This is a genomic window from Azospirillum brasilense (assembly GCF_001315015.1).
GTDB lineage: Bacteria > Pseudomonadota > Alphaproteobacteria > Azospirillales > Azospirillaceae > Azospirillum > Azospirillum brasilense.
This window is the reverse complement of record NZ_CP012919.1, coordinates 35,789-54,564: the sequence shown is the minus strand read 5'-3', so window position 1 is coordinate 54,564 and position 18,776 is coordinate 35,789. Positions and strand designations below refer to the sequence as shown.

Annotated in this window: 13 protein-coding genes; 1 reads left to right on the top strand and 12 read right to left on the bottom strand. The window is 68.4% G+C overall.

Annotated features, from left to right (window positions below; genetic code table 11):
• Positions 1–196 precede the first annotated feature (196 nt).
• The 6 genes from rfbA to AMK58_RS31815 form a co-directional block, all read right to left on the bottom strand.
• Positions 197–1,063: a glucose-1-phosphate thymidylyltransferase RfbA gene (rfbA, locus tag AMK58_RS28940; RefSeq protein WP_035683311.1), complete on the bottom strand. Its 867-nt coding sequence runs from the start codon at positions 1,061–1,063 to the stop codon at positions 197–199.
• Complete coding sequence (gene rfbD / locus AMK58_RS28935) at positions 1,060–1,989, bottom strand: dTDP-4-dehydrorhamnose reductase (RefSeq protein ID WP_035683314.1); 930 nt, start codon at positions 1,987–1,989, stop codon at positions 1,060–1,062. Before rfbD ends, rfbA begins: the two co-directional genes overlap by 4 nt.
• Positions 1,982–3,055, bottom strand: coding sequence for a dTDP-glucose 4,6-dehydratase (gene rfbB, locus AMK58_RS28930; protein WP_059399830.1), 1,074 nt, complete (start codon positions 3,053–3,055; stop codon positions 1,982–1,984). Before rfbB ends, rfbD begins: the two co-directional genes overlap by 8 nt.
• Before the next feature lie 98 nt (positions 3,056–3,153).
• Positions 3,154–3,717, bottom strand: a complete 564-nt coding sequence (gene rfbC / locus AMK58_RS28925; protein ID WP_035683316.1) for a dTDP-4-dehydrorhamnose 3,5-epimerase — start codon at positions 3,715–3,717, stop codon at positions 3,154–3,156.
• A 226-nt stretch (positions 3,718–3,943) separates the two neighbouring features.
• Complete coding sequence (locus AMK58_RS28920; protein WP_059399829.1) at positions 3,944–5,626, bottom strand: glycosyltransferase family 4 protein; 1,683 nt, start codon at positions 5,624–5,626, stop codon at positions 3,944–3,946.
• Between the two features lie 104 nt (positions 5,627–5,730).
• Positions 5,731–7,422, bottom strand: coding sequence for a M10 family metallopeptidase (locus AMK58_RS31815; RefSeq protein WP_035683137.1), 1,692 nt, complete (start codon positions 7,420–7,422; stop codon positions 5,731–5,733).
• A gap of 279 nt (positions 7,423–7,701) precedes the next feature.
• On the opposite strand from AMK58_RS31815, the gene AMK58_RS28910 reads away from it, so the two are divergent.
• The gene (locus AMK58_RS28910; protein WP_236778395.1) at positions 7,702–9,015 is read left to right on the top strand and encodes an NAD(P)/FAD-dependent oxidoreductase; all 1,314 of its coding nucleotides are present in this window, start codon (positions 7,702–7,704) and stop codon (positions 9,013–9,015) included.
• A gap of 13 nt (positions 9,016–9,028) precedes the next feature.
• On the opposite strand, the gene gmhA is transcribed toward AMK58_RS28910, so the two are convergent.
• The 6 genes from gmhA to AMK58_RS28880 all read right to left on the bottom strand — a co-directional run bounded on the left by gmhA (position 9,029) and on the right by AMK58_RS28880 (position 18,645).
• Positions 9,029–9,604, bottom strand: coding sequence for a D-sedoheptulose 7-phosphate isomerase (gmhA, locus tag AMK58_RS28905; protein WP_035683141.1), 576 nt, complete (start codon positions 9,602–9,604; stop codon positions 9,029–9,031).
• Positions 9,605–9,708: 104 nt separating this feature from the next.
• Positions 9,709–11,262, bottom strand: a complete 1,554-nt coding sequence (locus AMK58_RS28900; RefSeq protein ID WP_035683143.1) for a class I SAM-dependent methyltransferase — start codon at positions 11,260–11,262, stop codon at positions 9,709–9,711.
• Positions 11,259–12,506 (bottom strand): glycosyltransferase family 4 protein, encoded by a 1,248-nt coding sequence (locus AMK58_RS28895; RefSeq protein ID WP_035683145.1) that lies wholly within the window; start codon positions 12,504–12,506, stop codon positions 11,259–11,261. Before AMK58_RS28895 ends, AMK58_RS28900 begins: the two co-directional genes overlap by 4 nt.
• Before the next feature lie 80 nt (positions 12,507–12,586).
• Entirely contained in the window at positions 12,587–13,192 is a 606-nt protein-coding gene (locus tag AMK58_RS28890; protein WP_051140999.1) for a class I SAM-dependent methyltransferase, read from the bottom strand.
• Positions 13,193–13,212: 20 nt separating this feature from the next.
• Entirely contained in the window at positions 13,213–17,403 is a 4,191-nt protein-coding gene (locus tag AMK58_RS28885) for a glycosyltransferase (RefSeq protein ID WP_059399827.1), read from the bottom strand.
• Between the two features lie 213 nt (positions 17,404–17,616).
• Positions 17,617–18,645 carry a calcium-binding protein gene (locus tag AMK58_RS28880; RefSeq protein WP_059399826.1) on the bottom strand — a complete coding sequence of 343 codons (1,029 nt, stop codon included), beginning with the start codon at positions 18,643–18,645 and terminating at the stop codon, positions 17,617–17,619.
• Between the last annotated feature and the right edge of the window lie 131 nt (positions 18,646–18,776).

Sequence of the window (18,776 nt, the reverse complement as noted above, 5' to 3'; positions counted from 1 at the left end):
CGTCCTCCTTGCCGGCGGATTCCAGATCGCAGGGGTGCAGATCGGCCACCGTGTCCAGCCGCAGGGCATGTCCGGAGCCGCTCTGTCCAGCAGCACCGACAGGCGCAGCCGTTGGGTAGGGTCGGCGGGAAGCCGTGCCCCACCCCGTCACCCGCGCACCGGGGCCTTCGATGCGCGCCGTCATGGATGTGGGCGGCTACTCGGTCAGGAGATGCAGCAGGTAGCTGCCATAGCCGCTCTTGGCGAGCGGGCGGGCGATGCGGGCGAGTTGCTCACCATCAATGAACCCCTTGCGCCAAGCGATCTCCTCCGGCGAAGCGATCTTCAGACCCTGCCGGGCTTCGATGGTCTGGACGAATTCCGCGGCCTGGAGCAGGGATTGGTGGGTTCCGGTGTCGAACCAGGCGTAACCGCGGCCAAGCTTTTCCACCGCCAGACGCCGCTGTTCGAGATAGACGTTGTTCACGTCGGTGATCTCAAGTTCGCCGCGCGGCGACGGCTTGATCGTCGCGGCGACGTCCAGCACGCTGTTGTCGTAGAAGTAGAGCCCGGTCACCGCGTAGTTGGACTTCGGCTGGACCGGCTTCTCCTCGATGGCGTTGGGGCGGCCCTCGGCGTCGAAGCTGACCACGCCGTAGCGCTCCGGGTCGCGCACATGGTAACCGAAGACCGTCGCCCCATCCGTCCGTCCGGCGGCGCGGACCAGGGCCGGCTCCAGATCGTGGCCGAAAAAGATGTTGTCCCCCAGGATCAGGCAGACGCTGTCCGTGCCGACGAATTCTCGCCCGATGAGGAAGGCCTGGGCCAAGCCCTCGGGATTCGGCTGCTCGGCGTAGGTGAGCGATATGCCCCACTGGCTGCCGTCGCCCAGAAGGCGCTGGAACTGCGACTGGTCCTGCGGTGTGGTGATGATCAGGATGTCGCGGATGCCGGCCAGCATCAGCGTCGACAGCGGATAATAGATCATCGGCTTGTCGAACACCGGCAGGAGCTGCTTGCTGGTCACCTGCGTCAGCGGGTAGAGCCGGGTGCCGGACCCGCCGGCCAGAATGATGCCCTTCATGCCTTCGCTCCCACGCCCTGGGTTTCGTCGAGGATGTCGTCAAGCACGCGGTCGAGTCCAGCCATCCAATCCGCCGGCGGGATGCCGTAGGCCTGGCCGAGGCGTGCGGTGTCGAGGACGGAATTGGCGGGCCGTCGGGCCGGTGTCGGAAAGTCGGCGGTGGTGATGGCGGTCACGGCCGGACGGCGGCCGATGCGGGCGGCGGCGCGATCGACGATCCGCTCGGCGAAGCCGTGCCAAGTGGTGGCCGGCGCCCCGCCATAGTGGAAGGTGCCGGGAGTCCAGCCCTCGCCGGTCAGCCGGGCCTGTGCGATGGTGGCGATGGCCGCGGCGATGGCCGCCGCCGGGGTCGGACAGCCGTGCTGGTCGGCGACGACCCGCAACTCGTCCCGCTCGCGCGCCAGCCGCAGCATGGTCTTCACGAAATTGTGCCCGTGCGCCCCGAACACCCAGGCGGTGCGCAGGATCACATGGTCGGGCTGGGCGTCCCGCACGGCTTCTTCGCCGGCCAGTTTGCTGGCGGCGTAGACGCCCTGCGGGGCGACGGGGTCGCTCTCGCTCCAGGGGGTGGTCTTGCTGGTCCCGTCGAAGACGTAGTCGGTGGAGATATGGATCAGCGGCACCCCGGCTGCGGCGCAGGCGCGCGCCAGATTCGCCGGACCGTCGCGGTTGACCGCGAAGGCCGTGTCCCGCTCGCTCTCCGCTTTGTCCACGGCGGTGTAGGCCGAGGCGTTGACCACCAGCGCCGGGCGGTGGGCAGCGATGGCCGCGCTCACCGCCTTTGCGTCGGTGACGTCGCCGGACGCGCGGTCCAGCCCGAGCGGCGCCAGGCCCGGCGCCCAGGCGGCGCGCCGCAGCTCGAAGCCGACCTGACCGTTGGCACCGAAGACGAGAACGGGGAGGGTGTGGGGGGCGGCCTCAGCCATGGGCCGGTCCGGCGACGGGGGCCACGCCGAGACGCTGACCGTCATAGCCGGCGGACAGACGCTCCCACCAGGCGCGGTTGTCCAGATACCAAGCGACGGTCTGGCGGATGCCGGATTCGAAGGTCTCGGCGGGCGTCCAACCCAGTTCGGCCTTCAGCTTGGTGGCGTCGATGGCGTAGCGGTGGTCGTGGCCGGGCCGGTCGGTGACATGCGTAATGAGGTTCCGACGCGGCCCGCCGGGCAGCGGTCCGGCCAGTTCGTCCACCAGATCGCAGATGGCGTGCACGACGTCGATGTTGCGTCGCTCGCTGTCGCCGCCGACGTTGTAGCTCTCGCCCAGACGCCCGGTGGTCAGGATGGTCCAGAGCGCCGAGGCGTGGTCGTCCACATAGAGCCAGTCGCGCACGTTCAGGCCGCTTCCGTAGACCGGCAGGGGCTGCCCCTGCAACGCCTTCAGCGTCATTAGCGGGATCAGCTTCTCGGGAAACTGCCAGCAGCCGTAGTTGTTGGAGCAGTTGCTGGCCACCGTCGGCAGGCCGTAGGTCTCGTGCCAGGCGCGCACGAAATGGTCGGATGCCGCCTTGCTGGCCGAATAGGGCGAGTTGGGCGCGTAGGGTGTGGTTTCCGAGAAGCGGCCGTCGTCGCCCAGCGTGCCGAACACCTCGTCGGTGGAGACATGGTGGAAGCGGAAGGCCGCCTTCGCATCGCCTTCCAGCGCACGCCAATGATCGAGCGCGACGCGCAGCAGGGTGACGGTGCCGACGACGTTGGTCTGCACGAAGGCCATCGGGCCGTCGATGGAGCGGTCGACGTGGGTTTCCGCCGCCAGATGGATGACCGCCGTGGGGCGGTGGTCGGCGAAGACGCGGCGCAGTTCCGTCTCGTCGCAGATGTCCACCTGTTCGAAGGCATAGCGCGGGTTTTCCGCGAAGGGAGCCAGGCTCTCGAGATCCGCGGCGTAGGTGAGCTTGTCCACGTTGACGATCGAGGCCGCCGTGTTCGCCAGGACCCAGCGGATGAAGGCCGAACCGATAAACCCCGCACCACCCGTCACCAATATGCGCATGCCATTTTCCCCCTACCGCGCCTTCTCGAAAGACGCCCTCAAACCGTCAAAGAGCCCGTTCCCATTCCGCGCCGGATCATCCCGGTGTCAGGCTGGCGTCAGGATGGCTGGGAATCGAACAGGTCGGTCGCCTTGGCCAGCCGCGGGGCCACTGCGTCCTTATCCGAAACCGACGCGCCGGCCATCGCCGGCCAATCGATGCCGAGCGCCGGGTCGTTCCACAGGATGGCCCGCTCGCACTCCCGCGAATAGGGCGCGTCCACCTTGTAGGCGACGGCCGTGTTCGGCTCCAGCGTGCAGAAGCCATGCGCGAAGCCGGCGGGGATGAACAGCTGCTCCAGCCCGTCGGCGGTCAGTTCCACCGCGACATGCCGTCCGAAGGTCGGCGAGCCGCGGCGGATGTCCACCACCACATCCAGGATGCGCCCGGCCAGGACGCGGATCAGCTTGGTCTGGGCAAAGGGGGCGAGCTGGTAATGCATGCCGCGGACCGTGCCGGGCGTGGCCGACAATGACTGATTGTCCTGGACCCAGCGCCGTTCCAGCCCGTTCAGGGCGAAGGCCTGCTCGTTCCAGGTCTCGACGAAATACCCTCGTGCATCGCCGAAGCGCTTCGGCACGACCAAGCGGACATCGGGCAATGACGTTGACGTTACCTGCATAGGAAGAGGTCCCATTGGTCGGAAGGCCCCGCGCAGCGAGGCCGAAGGCTTCGCGGGTGGATTGCGGTGAATGGCAGCGCGACGTGCCAAGGCAGACGGATGACCGGTTGCATCGAACGTTTCGTCAGGATGCCTGCATTCGGGCAAGAATAAATTGAATAGTCCGTTCCTTAGCGCAAACACCTGTTGCATCGCAAGAAAAAGCCGGATGGAAGCCGTGCATAACTTAGGACATCGCCTTTTCTGCCGGGGCGGCCTCCTGCACGAAGCCGTACTTCATCAGATGGACGAGGCTGCGCAGCAGCAGCAGACGGCGTTCCTCGGGGACGAGCGCCAGGAGTTGGGCAACCGTGCGGCCGGGGGCGTCCAGGGATTCCAGAGCCATCAGCAGGTCGGTGGCCGGCGACACGGTACCGCCGCGCGCTGTCGAGTTCAGCGGATCGGCGTGCAGCGCCGCCAGGGCCTCAGCCATTCCCGCGCGGGTCAGGCTGCCGGCCCGCGCCAGCCGGGTCGACGGGGTCAGGTGGCGCGTCGGGTAGGACGCGAACATGCGCAGGGGGTCCGGGCGCAGCGGGTTGCCGTCGCGGTCGGGGCGCCGCGGGGCGCGCTCCGCGGCATGGTTGCGGATTTCCGCCAGCTGGCGCCAGACGTCGAGATACTGCGGGATGATCGCCCGCCAATCGAAGGCGGCGATGGCGCGGGCCCGGCCGGCCTCGCCCATCCGCCGCCGCAGCGCGGGGTCCGCGGCCAGCCGTGTGTAGGCGTCCGCCGCCGCGGCCACGTCGACGGCGCTCACCTGCGAGACGCGCCCGATGTAGAAGTCGTAGGTGTCCAGCCCGGCCGCGTAGCGGTCGGCGAAATCGGGGCCGGCGCCCGGCGGCGGCAGGATGGTGGGAACCCGGAATCCGTCCACCCCGTCGCGCACCGTTTCACGGTAGCCGTTCCAGTCGGTGACGACGCAGGGCAGTCCTGCCGCCATCGCCTCCACCGGGGAGATCCCGAAGGTTTCCTGCACATTGTCCACCAGCGAGGTGAACAGGTCGGCGGCGGCCCAGATCCGGGTCCGCACCTTCGGCTTGCGGCCGTCCAGGAAGATGGCGTTGACGCTGGGGCAATAGCGCTTCGCCCCCTGGGTGAAGGCGGCGCCGATGGCGTCGTTGCCGAACCAGCCGGCCTGGATCAGGTGGAAGCGTTTGCCGGTCCGCCGGGCCGCTTCTTCCAGCGCCAGATACATGGCGATCGGGTGCGCCTTGGCGTGGAAGCTGAGGCGTCCCATGAACAGCACCGCGACGTCCTCCTCGCCGATGCCCAACGCCGTGCGTTCCGCGTCGCGGTCCGCCGGGCCGAAGCGGAAGGCGTCCGTGTCCACGCCAAGCGGGATCACCGGCAGATGGGGCATCGGAATCCCGGCGGCGCCCAGCCGGTCGCGCAGATACTCCGCGTAGGGTTCCAGAACCGCCTCCACCGAGGCGCGGGCCGCCCAGGAGGTGCAGATCACCGCGTCCCACGGCTGGATCGGCGCGGTGGCCAGGGCCCCCAGGGTCTGCGGCGATTCCGAGGTCGTGTGGGTGATGCCGCACAGGCTGTAGCCCCGCTGGTCGCGGGACCGGCGGCGCCAAGCGAACTGGTCGATGCCCGGTCCCGGCAGGAACAGGCAGCCCACATGGGCCAGCCGCGACGGTTCGCCGGTCGGGTAGAGCGACACCGCCCGGCCCGGAGCGTGGCGGGCGGCAAGGTCGGCGAACAGGCGCGCCTGCTGCGGCCCGTCGGCGTGGCAGGCGAAGCCGTCCAGCCCGGAGTGCCGGAAGAAACCGACGAGAAAGGATTCGCCCGCCACATGGCGGCCCTTCAGGTCCGCCCTCGCGGTTTCATAGCCGTCGGGGTGGAAATAGATGGCGGCGTTGGACACGGGCGGTCAGGGCCTCGGGCGGTTGTGCAGACGCTGTTCAAGCAATGCCGGCGGGAGAATACCCGTCCGCCCTCGCCAGAGCAACGCGCCCGAAGGCCCACGCCTCAGCCGTTCAGCCAGACCGCCAGATAGTCGGTCCCGTTCACCGTGCCGGGCATCGCTGTCAGAGACCCCACGGACTTGCCGCTCAGCGTCAGGCTGGCGTCCGTCTGGCCGTCGCCGTTGAGATCGATGTGGGCCGTGGCGCCCGTGAAGCCGCCGGCCCCGCCCATCTCCGCCCAGGTGATGACCGACTGCCCCGGCTGCCAGCCCCAGACGGTGACGATCTCCCCCGCCTCCAGGTCAGTCACGGTGGACCAGACCGGCTCGCCCGAGCGCGCGTCCAGGAAGAAGGTGTCGTGGCCGGCGCCGCCGGTCAGGAAGTTGGACCCCGTGCCGCCGTCCAGCACGTCGTCGCCGGCCCCGCCGTCGATGGCGTCCATGCCGCCCCGGCTGTTGATGAAGTCGTTCCCGTTTCCGCCGACGATCGCCTCGCCGTCGTCGCTGCCGATCAACTGCCATTGCAGGGTCTGGACCGGCCCGGAGTAGGTCGAGGCTTCCTGGAGGACCTGCCGTCCCGACGCGCTGTTGGCCACCCCGAAGAAGGTGCTGGCCACCGTGCCGGGGGTGGCGTCCCGGCTCAGCGCCAGCGTCATGTCGCCGAAGGACAGATGCTCGATGCTGCGCAGCGTGTTCGTGCCCTGCGGGCCGTCCACCGTCACCTCGCCCGCTCCGCTGTGGCGGATGGTGTAGGACGTGGGTGCCCCTTCGAACACCGCCGTGTCGACCCCGTCGCCGCCGTCCAGCAGGTTGTTGCCGGCCCCACCGATCAGCGTGTCGTCGCCGGCCCCGCCGTACAGGGCGTTGTCCCGTTCGTTGCCGATCAGGATGTCGTTCCCCGAGCCGCCGATGGCGTTCTCGATCCAGCAGTCGTAGGCGATGCCCAGCGTCCGGGATTCCATGTAGAAACCGGCCCGCCAAGCCGGTCCCAGGTCGCTGTAGGAGCCGGGGCGCAGGTCGATCCGGGCGTCGGTGGTCTGGTTGGCCCAGCTTATGGTATCGTTGCCGCCGCCGTCCCAGATGGTTTCGAAGATCGCCTGGCCGGGTTGCCAGGAATAGACGGTGTCCCCCGCGTTGGTGGACATGTTGGCGCCATACAGATACTGGATGGCCGCGATGTCATCGACCATGGGGGTGGTTGGGAAGCGGTCCTGCCAGTAGCCCATCCCCGGAGGCGCTCCGGGGTAGGACCGGTAGCTCATCGTGCTGTAAAGCTGACTGTCGATGCCGGTGGGGGCGATCGGGAAGGCCCCGTACTCCTCATGCAGGTGTTTCAGTCCGAAGGCGTGCCCGATCTCGTGGACGATGGTTTGGTAAGTGTAGGAACCGGACGCCCAGGACAGGGACGGGTCGGCGAAGAGGGGGCCGAACCACACGTCGCCCGCTTCCGGAATGTCCGCCACCGGTAGGACCGTGTAAGCAGTTGCCGGGGCGTTGCTGCCTCCGAAACGGAGGTCGCCGCAGGACAGGGCATTGTCGGCGACCTCGGTGCAGGTGATGTTTGCGACCGCTGTCCAGGTGTTAAGCGCTTGGCGGATCGCCGCCCGTGCCGTGCCGGACAGGGTCCAGACGCTTCCCGGATCCGGCGTCAGATAGCCATCCCGATAGGCCGACAGGCCGGCGACACCGAAAGAGTAACTTAGGGAAACCCCTTCCCCCGGCTTGCTCCCTTCGCCCCATTTGTATCCAGCGAGCAATGAATCGATTTCAATACGTCCGCTTTGGGCGATTTTGGATACTGAAAACACGTAATTCGGTGTGCTCATGGCTGCCACCTCTGAAAAAGCAGGGCTGTTCGCGAAAACAGCCCTTTAATTCAGAAAAAATTGGCGCCCCTTCAATAAAGATTAATGAGTTATCAACCAAATCTACTTACACCTTACAAAAGGTGTTTCGATTTCGAGTTCTAAATTATCTTGTGGATATTTATGAATATGTGAGGTGTAATGCGGGCGAATGGCTGAATCCGGCGGGGGATGTTTATCGGATTGGTCCTGCCCACCTGGGCGTCCCTTACGGGGTGGCGGGCCGAAGGGGAGTGGTCCGTCCGGCGATGCCACGCCTCCATTCCTGCCGTGCATCCCTCTTGCGTGAGAAGCCGCTTTTGCGGCCTTGTTGCCTCTCTAACCCATCTTTGGGTTCGGTCCTTTGGAAGGAGCGGAGAAACGATGGAGCGGGTGGACTGCGTGGTGGTCGGGGCCGGCGTGATCGGGTTGGCGGTAGCCCGGCGGCTGGCTCGCGCCGGGCGGGAGGTGGTGGTTCTGGAGGCGGCGGACGCCATCGGCACCGGCACCAGCTCGCGCAACTCCGAGGTTATCCACGCGGGCATCTACTACCCCACGGGCAGCCTGCGGGCGCGCTTGTGCGTGGCTGGGCGGGACGCGCTTTACGCCTATTGCGCGGCGCATGGGGTGGAGCACAAGCGCATCGGCAAACTGATCGTCGCCACCGAGGAGGCCCAGTTGCCCCGGCTGGAGGCCATCCGCGCCCAGGCCGCCGCCAATGGGGTGGGCGATCTCGTCGCGTTCTCCGCGTCCAAGGCCATGGCGCTGGAGCCCAGCCTGCGCTGTGTGGGCGCGCTGCTGTCGCCATCCACCGGCATCATCGACAGCCACGGTCTGATGCTGGCCCTGCGGGGTGACGCGGAGGCGGCGGGCGCCATGCTGGCCTTCCTCAGCCCTCTGGAGCGCGCCTATCGCGCCGCGGACGGTTTCGAGCTGGAGGTCGGCGGAGCGGAGCCGATGCGCGTCGCCTGCGGCACAGTGGTCAACGCCGCCGGGTTGGGCGCCTGGGGCGTGGCCCGCAATCTGGGGGGCTTTCCGGCGGAACATGTGCCGCCGCGGGTGCTGGCCAAGGGCAATTACTACGCGCTGGGGCAGGGGCGCTCACCCTTCGCGCGGCTGGTCTATCCGGTGCCGGTGGAGGGCGGGCTGGGCGTTCACCTGACATTGGATCTGGCCGGGCAGGCCCGCTTCGGCCCGGACGTCGAGTGGCTGGACCCCGCCGACTACGACCGTCCCGACTACCGGGTGGACCCGAAGCGGGCTGACGGCTTCTACGCCGAGGTTCGGCGCTATTGGCCAGACCTGCCCGACGGCGCTTTGGTTCCGGCCTATTCCGGTGTCCGCCCGAAGCTGAGCGGCCCCGGCCAGCCGCAGGCCGATTTCCTGATCCAGGGGCCGGAGACGCATGGCGTGGCGGGGTTGGTCAACCTGTTCGGCATGGAATCGCCGGGGCTGACGTCCTGCCTCGCCATCGCCGACGCCGTGGCGGAGCGGCTGAGCGGCTGAGACTGCCCCGTCGTCAGACGAAGGCGTTCTCGACCAGTTCACACAGCATGTGGCCGGCGGCGATGTGCATTTCCTGGATGCGCGGGGTGTCGGTGGATGGGACGCACAGGCAGACGTCGCACAACTCCTTCATCCGCCCGCCGGCGGCGCCGGTCAGGCCGACGGTGCGCATGCCGAGCGCGTGGGCAGCCTCCAGGGCGGCAACGACGTTGCGGCTGTTCCCGCTGGTCGAGATGCCGACCAGAACGTCGCCGGCCCGGCCCAGGCCACGGACCTGCCGGGCGAACACCTCGTCGTAGGAATAGTCGTTGGCGATGGCCGTCAGGGCGGAGGTGTCCACCGTCAGGGCCACCGCCGCCAGAGGGGCGCGGTCCCGGAGATACCGTCCGGTCAATTCCGCCGCAAGGTGCTGGGAATCGGCGGCCGACCCGCCGTTGCCGCAGAACAGCACCTTGCCGCCGCTCTTCAGCCCATCGATCATCAGCCCGGCGGCGGCCTCGATCCGGTCGGCCTGCTCGGCGAAGGCCGCGAAGTTCCGGGACGTCTCAAGCAGGGCTTCGCGGACGCGGTCGGTTGCGGAGTGGCTCATTGTCGGTTCCTGGGACGAATGCGGAAAGCGGGCGACCATACGACGGGGGCGCCGGTCGGCGCCACAGCCTCTTCGTGCGCCCGCCTTTCGGTACGGATGGCCTGTTACAGAATGCCGAGCCGCTGCCACACCGGCAGCTTCTGCGGCAGGAATTCGGCCAGCCTCGCGGCGATCCGGGGGGGCATGGCGTTGGGATCGGAGATGGCGGAACCGTCCTCGGCGAAGACCGTACGCCCGAGCGTCTGCAGCGCGTCCGTCACGAAACCGCTGAGCGGCTGGATATCCACCGGTTGTCCAGCCAGCAGGCCGGCCAGGACGAGGCGTTCCAGAGAATCGGCCCCGATGCCCAGCCCGATCGTGGGCGCGGCCAGGAAGAACAGGCTTTCGTCGACCAGCATGCGCCGGCTGATCGCACGATTCAGCCGGCCGGCCGCCTGACGGCCTTCCTCCGCAGGGTCCACCAGGGGATGGACCTGGTTGGCGGAGATCAGAAGCGCCACGAAGCGGGAGATCGTGCCGAAATCGTGCCGCGCCATCTCCGGCAGCGACGCGATCTCGCCGAGGCTCGGCGTGCCCGTGGCGAGCGCGTCAAGGATGGGCAAGCCGAGCCCCGGGTCATGGCGCAGTTCACCCAGCGGAACCGGAACCGCCAGCCCGGCGCTCTCGCGCGCGACCGTCAGCGTGAAACGAAGCCGCCGGAGTTCCGCGGCAGCCTCCACGGCGGGCAGCCGGTCCAGGCCGCGGATAAAGATGTCACGGCGGAACACCTGGTTCATGGCGAAGTCGCGCACCGTCTCGGCCAGCGTCGGGTCGGCGATCTCCGCCAGGAGGGGCCGCAGTTCCGGGCGCACCGACAGTTCGTCGATGTTGTGCGGGATGTTGGCGGAGCAGGCATAGCCCAGCTTCGCCCGCGCCATGTCCTGCGCCACCTGGGCGTGGCCCAGCGGCTCCCAATGGGCGTTCAGATACTCGTGCGTCAGATAGTGGCGGTCCTGCTTCGCGACCGTCTCGAGATGCTGTCCGGCGGTGGGGTTGGCGACGAAATAGCCCGCACCGCCCTCGCTCAGCCGGCCGATGAAGCCGAGCGCCGCGTCGAGCTGCCGGTCGCTGCGGGCCGGGTTGGCAGCAGCATGGGCCAGCATCAGCTTCTGCAAGGGGACCAGCGGCGCCCAGCCGGGCATGGCGTTGTAGCTGACGAAGACCAGCCCGCCGGGCTTCAGCGTCTTCTCCAGAATGTCCACCACCGCCCGGCGGTTCTCCGGGCTGACCCAACTGTAGACGCCGTGCAGGACGATGAAGTCGAAACCCTCGCCGGCCTCTTCCGCCGGCAGCGCTCCGGCGGCCACCTCCTGGAAGCTGCGCTCGTGGAAGGCGACGTTGGACAGCCCCGCCTCTTCGGCCAACCGGCGCGCTCCGGCGACGTGCAGCGGGTTGAAGTCGATGCCGGTGAAACGGCCGTGGGGATGGGTCGCCGCCAGGATGTTCAGGGTCATCCCCTGGCCGCAGCCCAGCTCGCAATAGCGGAAGAGACGGTCGGTGCGCGGCGGGCGGATGCCGTTCAGCAGGCAGACGTAGGACAGGTAACCGGGCGACAGCTCGCGATAGGCACCGTGGGTGTAGGCGATGTCGGCGTTGTAGCCGTCGCTCCAGGCGCTCATTTGAGTGTCCTTTCTGCGGGGGTGCGCCCGGCGATCAGATCGTCGATCAGAGCGAGATGACGCGGCAGGGTGACGGTGCGGAGATCGTAGTTCTCGACCACCGTCCGCCGCGCCCGGTCGCGCAGGGTCTGCATCCGGTCGGGATGCTCGAACATCTCGTCGATGCGGTCGGTCAGGGCCGCCCCGTCGAAGAAGTCCACCAGCAGCCCGTTCTGCCGGTCGCGCAGCACCTCCTCCACCGGAATGGTGGAGGAGCCGATCAGCAGGCAGCCCGTCGCCATGGCCTCCAGGAAGGACCAGGACAGGACGAAGGGGTAGGTCAGGTAGACGTGGGCCGACGAGACGCGCAGCACCGACAGGAAGGAGGAGTAGGGGACCTTGCCCAGGAAATGCACCCGTTCCCGGTCGATGCCATGCCCGACCTCGGCCATCAGAAGGTCGCGGTAGCTGCGTCCGTCGCCGGAGACCTGTCCATAGCTGACCTCGTCGCCGCCGACGATCAGCACATGGGCCTTGGGCCGCCGCTTCAGGATGCCCGGCAGGGCGCGCATGAAGACGTGGAAGCCGCGGTAGGGCTCCAGGTTGCGGGCGACGTAGGTGATGACCTCGTCCTTGCGGGTCAGCGTCAGACCCGACGGCAGGCGCAGCCAGGCGTCGGGCACCGGTGTGACGACGGTGGTGTCCACGCCCTCGTGGATCACGCTGATGCGGGAACGCATGTAGTCGGGGTAGAGCGACCACTGCCATCCGGTCGGGGTCTGGCCCCAGTCGGCGGCATCGAAGCCCAGCGTGTTGATGACGTTCTTGGTGCGCACCCGCGGGCCGTCGTTCTCGGTGACCGGTACCGTGGGATCGAAGCCGATGTCGGCCCCGTGCAGGTGATAGAAGAACTCGAAATAGGCGAGCAGCGGAACGTCCGGCCAGACGTCCTTCATGTAGAGCGTCTCGCCCCAGCCGTTGTGCCCGATCATGATGTCGGGGCGGAATCCTTCGGCCTTCAGCCGGCGGCAGACCTCATGGACGCTCTGCCCATAGACGACCGCCAGTTCCAGTTCCTGGATGTAGTGATGCGTCGTCGGCTTCGCCGTGCGGAAAGGCTGGTAAACCACGCGTTCCACACCGGGAATCTGCACCGGGCTTTCGTGCGAGATGAATACCACCCGGTTGCCGGGCTGGGACGCCAGATGCTGCACGATGTGCTGGTACTGGCCCGGAAAATTCTGGTGGACGAAAAGATAGTTCATCGCGTGCCGCCGATTCCGCAAAAAGAGCCCGCCACCCGCTGCGGGCCAGGATGTGCATGGTCATCGAGCATCAGCCGGTCTCAGCCGGCCGAGGGCGGGACGAGGCCAAGCTCCTCCAGCGTCCCGGCCGGCGCGGGTGGACGGTAGGCCTTGACCTGCAGCTCGTACGCCGCCGCTCGCCGCCAGATCGCCACCGGCTCGAACCCCGCCTCCTGCAACAGGCGCCCCAGCAGGTTCGGGGTGAAGCCGGTGCGGTGGGCCATGAAGCGGTTGCCTGCGGCAAGGGCCGGTCCGTAGCCGTACATGACGTCCAGCGCCCGCACCGGTCCGTTCCTGGACTCATAGAGCGGCTCGTCCAGCCGATCCTCGGCCACCAGCTTCGCCACCGCCTGCAGGTCGGGCACGCTCAGGAGAAGCGTGCCGCCCGGCGCCAGGACGCGCAGGAACTCCCGCAGCGCCACAGGCACGTCGTGCGGGTCGAGATGCTCCAGATTGTGCGACGACCAGACCGCATCCACCGATCCGTCGGGCACCGCGGCCATGTCCGTCATCGGTGCGACGATGTCCGGATCGACCTTCGGATCGATGTCGAGGCGCAGTTCCCGCCATCCGTCCGCCGGCAGGGAACTGCCGAGGATCGAAATGGCGCGCTGACCGCATCCGACATTGAGCACGGTCTTGAGCATCGGATTGGAGGCGTGCCGGATCAAGAGGAGCGCGTCTGGGCGGCGCCGGTCTGCTTCTCGACGAAGCGCAGCAGGAAGCCTTCCAGAGCGTCGCCGATCGCGTCGGAGCGGCAGGGGCTGCCGTTCTGTCCGGCGGGCGAGCGATAGCCGCTGACGAAGGCGCCCTCATAGACGCAGTCGAAACGCTCGGCCGCGGCGCCGCGCAGGCGGATCGAGAAGCCGACCAGGGGCGTGCCCAGGCCGCGGCTGCCACACATGCCGGCGCCGCTGATCCAGGGGGTTTCCCAGCCGTTCGCGGTCAGGCCCTTGTACTCGATGTCCTCGGGGGTGATGCCGTCGACCGGAGTGATCGAGAAGGCCTCGATCCACAGCCGCTGCCCAACCGCGCCGGCCCAGTTGGAATCGGCGAAACGCAGATCGCCCTGGCGCTGGATGTGGGCCAGGATCTCGGTGCGCGGACGGGCGGCGGGCGGAGCGGTCGGGGCCTGCGTGCTCTGGACCGGAGCGGACGCCATCGCCGGGGCGGCCTGCGGAGCCGCGGAGGCAGAGGCCGCCGGCGTGTCGTCGATGCGGGCGAACTGAAGCGACAGCAGCGCGTTCTGCCGTTCGATGTGCTTGTAGGAGGACAGGATCAGGGCCGCAGGCCCGCCCGACACCTTGATGATGATGGTGTCGCCCTGCTTGCTCAGCCAGTTGCCGGGCACGCTGCCGATCATCTCGACGGTGGTGCCGGGATGGTTGTTCGGGGACGCCGCCAGCTGAACGCTGGGAAGGGGAAACTCGCCTGCCGCGGCTGTGCCGCCGCCACTCGTGACGATCAGCGAATAGAAGCCGGGCAACAGCGACAGGGTCTGGGCCGTCGCCTTGATCTGAGTGGGCTGTTGGGCTTCTGCGGATGCAACGCTACCGATCATCGACGACCCCCCGCGGGACTGGGAAATTGAACAGCAGGCGTTCGGACCATCCGAATCCGCCCCTGGAATGCTTGGCTTGTAATCTGACCGAAAGGAAGAGAACTGTCCGATTGCTACGCCATGCGGCGTATGAGCGTCAAGAATGCCCAGGAGGGCGTCGTTGATTGTCGCAGCCTCCAGCAATGGTGGCAGCAGGTGGCCGCCACCCTTGCGACGGATGCGCTCGGACATGGCCCCCAGGTCGAAGGCCACCACCTCCAGTTCGGCCTTCCAAGCGGTGGACAGGGCATAGCACCAGGTTTCCGGCGAGATGGACGGCAGGAAAGCGATGTCGGCCTCCTGCGCCCGCACCAGGGCCACCGCCTCCTCCTCGGAGAAGCGGCCGGTGACGAAGCCGTGTCCCGTCTCGAACAGGGGCGGGTCGTCCTCGCTGAAGCCGACGACCACGAACTCCAGCGGCAGGCCGCGCGCTGCGGCGTCGCGGGCGCAGGCCAGCAGGACCTCGTAACCTTTCTGGATGCCGACGGCACCGATGGTGCAGACGCGCCACCGGCGGCCATTCCGGTGGCGTGGCGGCCGGGCAGGGGGCGGGGCGACATCCTCCCAGGGCCGGACCTCGATGAGGCGGGGGGCGATATGGCGCAGCAGCCGAGCCGCCACGTCGCGGGTCGGCGCCGTCACCCGACGCGCGCCGGCGGCCAGGGTGCGCGTACGCCGGCGCAGAGCGCCCACCGTCAGTTCCGGGTCGGCACGGTCGTCCGGATCGGCGGTGCAGCGTTCGCAGGCCGCCAAGTCCGGTTCCCCGCAATAGCGCCCGTTCTTGTCAACGAGGCTAAGGCGGGGGCAGATCAAGCCATAATCATGAATGGTGAGGTCGTAGGGCACGCCGAGCCGTCCGGCCAGATCCAGCACCGCGGCGTCATGCCCCAGCAGATGATGGATCTCCACCGCCGCCGTCCCGGCCAACCGCAGGGCCTCGGCCAGTTCCCCGAACTCCGCGCGGGTGCGGAACACCAGATCGCGCAGGTCCGGCCGGTCCATGACCTCGATCCGGCATCGGCGCTCGGATGGGAGGGAAGGGGCCGAAGAGGAAGGATGGCTTTGGGGGGCCGCCTCGTCATCGTCATCCTTCTCATCCTCCTCCTCGTCCCCGGCGGTTTCAGGAACAAGTCGCAGAACGCGCCAGCCCTCCGCGCGCAGGGCTTCGGCGCGCTCCTCGATGAAGCGGGCGACCCCGCCGCGTCCGGCGAGCGTGACCAGCAGGACGGCGGGAGCCCGTGCGGCTTCCGCCCCCTCCGCCCAGCGGGCGATGTCGAGGCGCCGGCGCGCGGCCATCAGCGGGTCGGCGGCGATGAAGTCCTGGACCAGCGCGTCGTATCCGGGATGCAGCCGTTCCAGCAGGTGGCTGTTGCGCGCGGCGAGGATCGCCTTCTGCCGCCCGAAGGAGCGTCCGCCCACATGCGCCACGAAGACGTCGGCGGCCCCGAGATGGCGCCAGCCCAACCGGTGCGCGCGCAGGCAGAAGTCGTTCTCCTCGCCATAACCGCGCCCGAACAGCCACTCCTCGAAGGGGCCGGTTTCCTCCAGGCAATCGCGTCGGATGTAGACGCAGAAGCCGACCGCCGTCGGCAGGTCGACCCGCAGCCCGGCGTTCACCGTCCGGGCCAGCCGGTCGAGCGCCGCCGTTTCCGCCAGGGACGGCGGGGGGGGGCGGTCCGCACCCGAGGGGTAGCTGAGGATCGTGGCGTCGTTGGATAGGGGAGTGACCGTCCCGACGTCCGGCACCGACCGGGCCGCGGCGCGCAGCCGCTCCAGCCAGTTGCCGGCGACCAGGGTGTCGGCGTTGAGCAGCACGGCGTCGCGGTCGGGGTGCAGGGCCAGTCCCCGGTTGACCGTGGCCGGGAAGCCGAGATTGCGCGGGTTGCGCAGCAGCGTGATGCGCCCTGCCTCGGCGAGTGCCGTCAGGTCGCCGACAAGATCAGCGTCCGGGCTGGCGTCGTCGATGACGACGACTTCGCGTGGCGTGGCGTCGTCCGCCGCGAGGACCGACCGCAGGCAGGCCATCGTCTCCTCCCGCCCGCGGTAGACCGGGATCACAATGTCCACCACGGGCGATGCCCCGGTGAATGAGGGGTGTCCCGTCCGCACCGGACGCAGTGGCCGTGGACCGACCGGCGCGGGACGCCGCCCGACTCCACCGGAGCCGGGCCATGGAAGAGGACTGCCGGCCAGGGGTGTACCTCCCGGTCCGGCGGTGACGTGGAGACGGCCAGGCGCGAGGCCGGCAGCGACCGGATCGATCAGGAAGCCGTAACGGCCGTCCTCGACTCCCTGGGCTCTCGCCCCCTGCAAGGGGCGGTCGGCGGCCACGGTCACGGAGCGCCCAACCTCATCCGTCACTTGGACGGTGACCGACTGCGGCGGATCGCCCGGGCACCATGCCCAGCCGGACAGCACCGCTTCGGTGGCACCGCCGGGGTCGTCGTCGAGCAGGACGCTTCCTTCGACCGTCGCATGACGCCTGGGATGCAGGGGCGCACCGAGCAGGGGCGCTCCATCCAGGGTGATGGAGAGCGGCCGCCCTTCCAGGTCCGGGCCGACGGGCAGAACGAAACGGACCAGCCCGGCACCGTCCTGTCGGCCATACTGCCGCAGGAACGACACCCGATTCATGACGAGCAGAGGGACGTGCCGGGAAGATGCGATGCGGATGGTGCCGCCCTGGTCTGATGAAGGCGCATCCTGCACATCCGGGGCAAGGGCTCCGACAACCCGCAGGCCGACGTCGGCAGCCGCCCAGCCGACGGCCTGTCCGGTCAGCACGGCATGGTCGGCAAGATCTCCCAGCAGGGGGGCGACGCTCACCGGGAAACGGTGCAGTTCGCGGACAATGAGGGGCAGTAGGCGGTCCACTTCTCCCAATCGGGCCAAGGCCTGCCCCAGTGCGATCGCCGCGGTGGGAACGGCGGCCTTGTCCACCGCAGCAGCGAGCAGCGGCGGCACCTCGGCCGACCGGCCCGCCGCGATCAGCAGGGCGGCGAAGAAAGCTTTGAGAGCGATGTCGTTCGGCGCGAAGCGGGCGCCGCGTTCGGCCCAGCGCAGCGCGGTTTCCAGATCCCCCTGTGCAAGGGAGCAGCGGGCCAGACCGGCAGCGCCGTAGACATGGGTGGCGTTGTGGCGCAGCAGGCGGCCCGCCGTCGTTTCGGCCTCGGCGATGCGCCCAGCGGCGATCAGTTCCTCCAGACGCTGGACGTCCAGACGCCGCGCCTGGGATTTCGGGCTGCCGGGCGGACTCATGAAGAACGATCCCCTGATTCGCTTTGGGGTGTCTCGATCAGAAATGCCCAGGTCGGAGCTGCGGCTCCCGCAAGGGTGCCGGAAACCGCCCGGCTGATCCTTGGCTTGGTCCCCACGTCGTCCTTTCATGCCGAAGAAAGGCCGGGGATATAAAGCGCATAAAAATGGACCTGCCGATCGCTCGGCAGGTCCACAGACGGAACAGACGTTCTATTAGACGGCGAAGTTGCTGGCGGTCAGGTTGGTGACGCCGGCGACCGTGATCTGGGTGCCGTCCGACAGCGACAGGACCGAGCTGCCGCCGGCGACCGTGACGCGCGACGCGACCTGGGCCGCGGTGAGGCCGTAGCCCTGGACCGCGATGAGGTCGGTGCCGGCCTTGAAGTCGCCGATGACATGCTTGCCGCCGCCGAAGACGGTGCTGAACACGAAGATGTCGTTGCCTTCACCACCGAACAGCGTGTCGTTGCCGACGCCGCCGATGATCGTGTCGTTGCCGGCGAAGCCGCCGATGACGGCGTTGCCCGTCTTGGCGGTGGAGCCGATCAGCAGGTCGTTGCCCGCACCGCCGGCGATGGTGGTGTTGCCCGAACCGCCGAAGATCGTGTTGTTGCCCGCCGCCGAAGCGATGGTGGTGTTGCCCTGGCCGCCGGCGATCAGGTTGTTGCCGCCGGTGATCAGCAGCTGGGAGTTGCCCGTGCCGGCGCCGATGGTGGCGTTGCCGCCCGCCGCGAAGACGGTGTCGTTGCCCGCCGCGAAGATCTGGTTGTTGCCGCCGATCGCGTGGATCTGGTTGTTGCCCGCGCCGGCGGTCAGCACGTTGTCGCCAGCCGCGGCCACGACGGTGTCGGCGCCCGCGCCGCCGAAGATGGTGGCCGAGGCGCCCGCCACGGTGCCGGTGCCCAGGAGCTGGCCGCCCGCGCCACCGATCAGGGTCTGGCCGGTGCCGGTGCCGGCCTGCAGCACGGTGCCGGCGGCGTCGTTCGCCACCAGGACGTTGTTGTTGCCCGTGCCGCCCAGCAGGGTGGCGGCGGTCTCGGTGTTCAGAACCAGCGCCGTGTTGCTGTCGCTGATCAGGCTGAGCGTCTTCGACGGCGGAAGCGCGTCGTCGCCGATCACCAGCGCCTTGGTGTCCTTGGTCGTCGCAACGAGGCTGGTGTTCTGGAGAACCGCACCCGCCAGGGTGGACGCGGTCTTAACTTCGCTGGTGATACCACCGCTGATGGTGCTCGACGTCGTCATAGTGAGGGACCCCCGCCAAAGTGACTAAAACTTTGCGCCGTACGGCATGCCTCAGGCTCGATATCATTGGTAACCCGTTTTTGCAAGTGCAGAATGGAAAGGTGGTATGGATTATCCACCTATGGGATGAT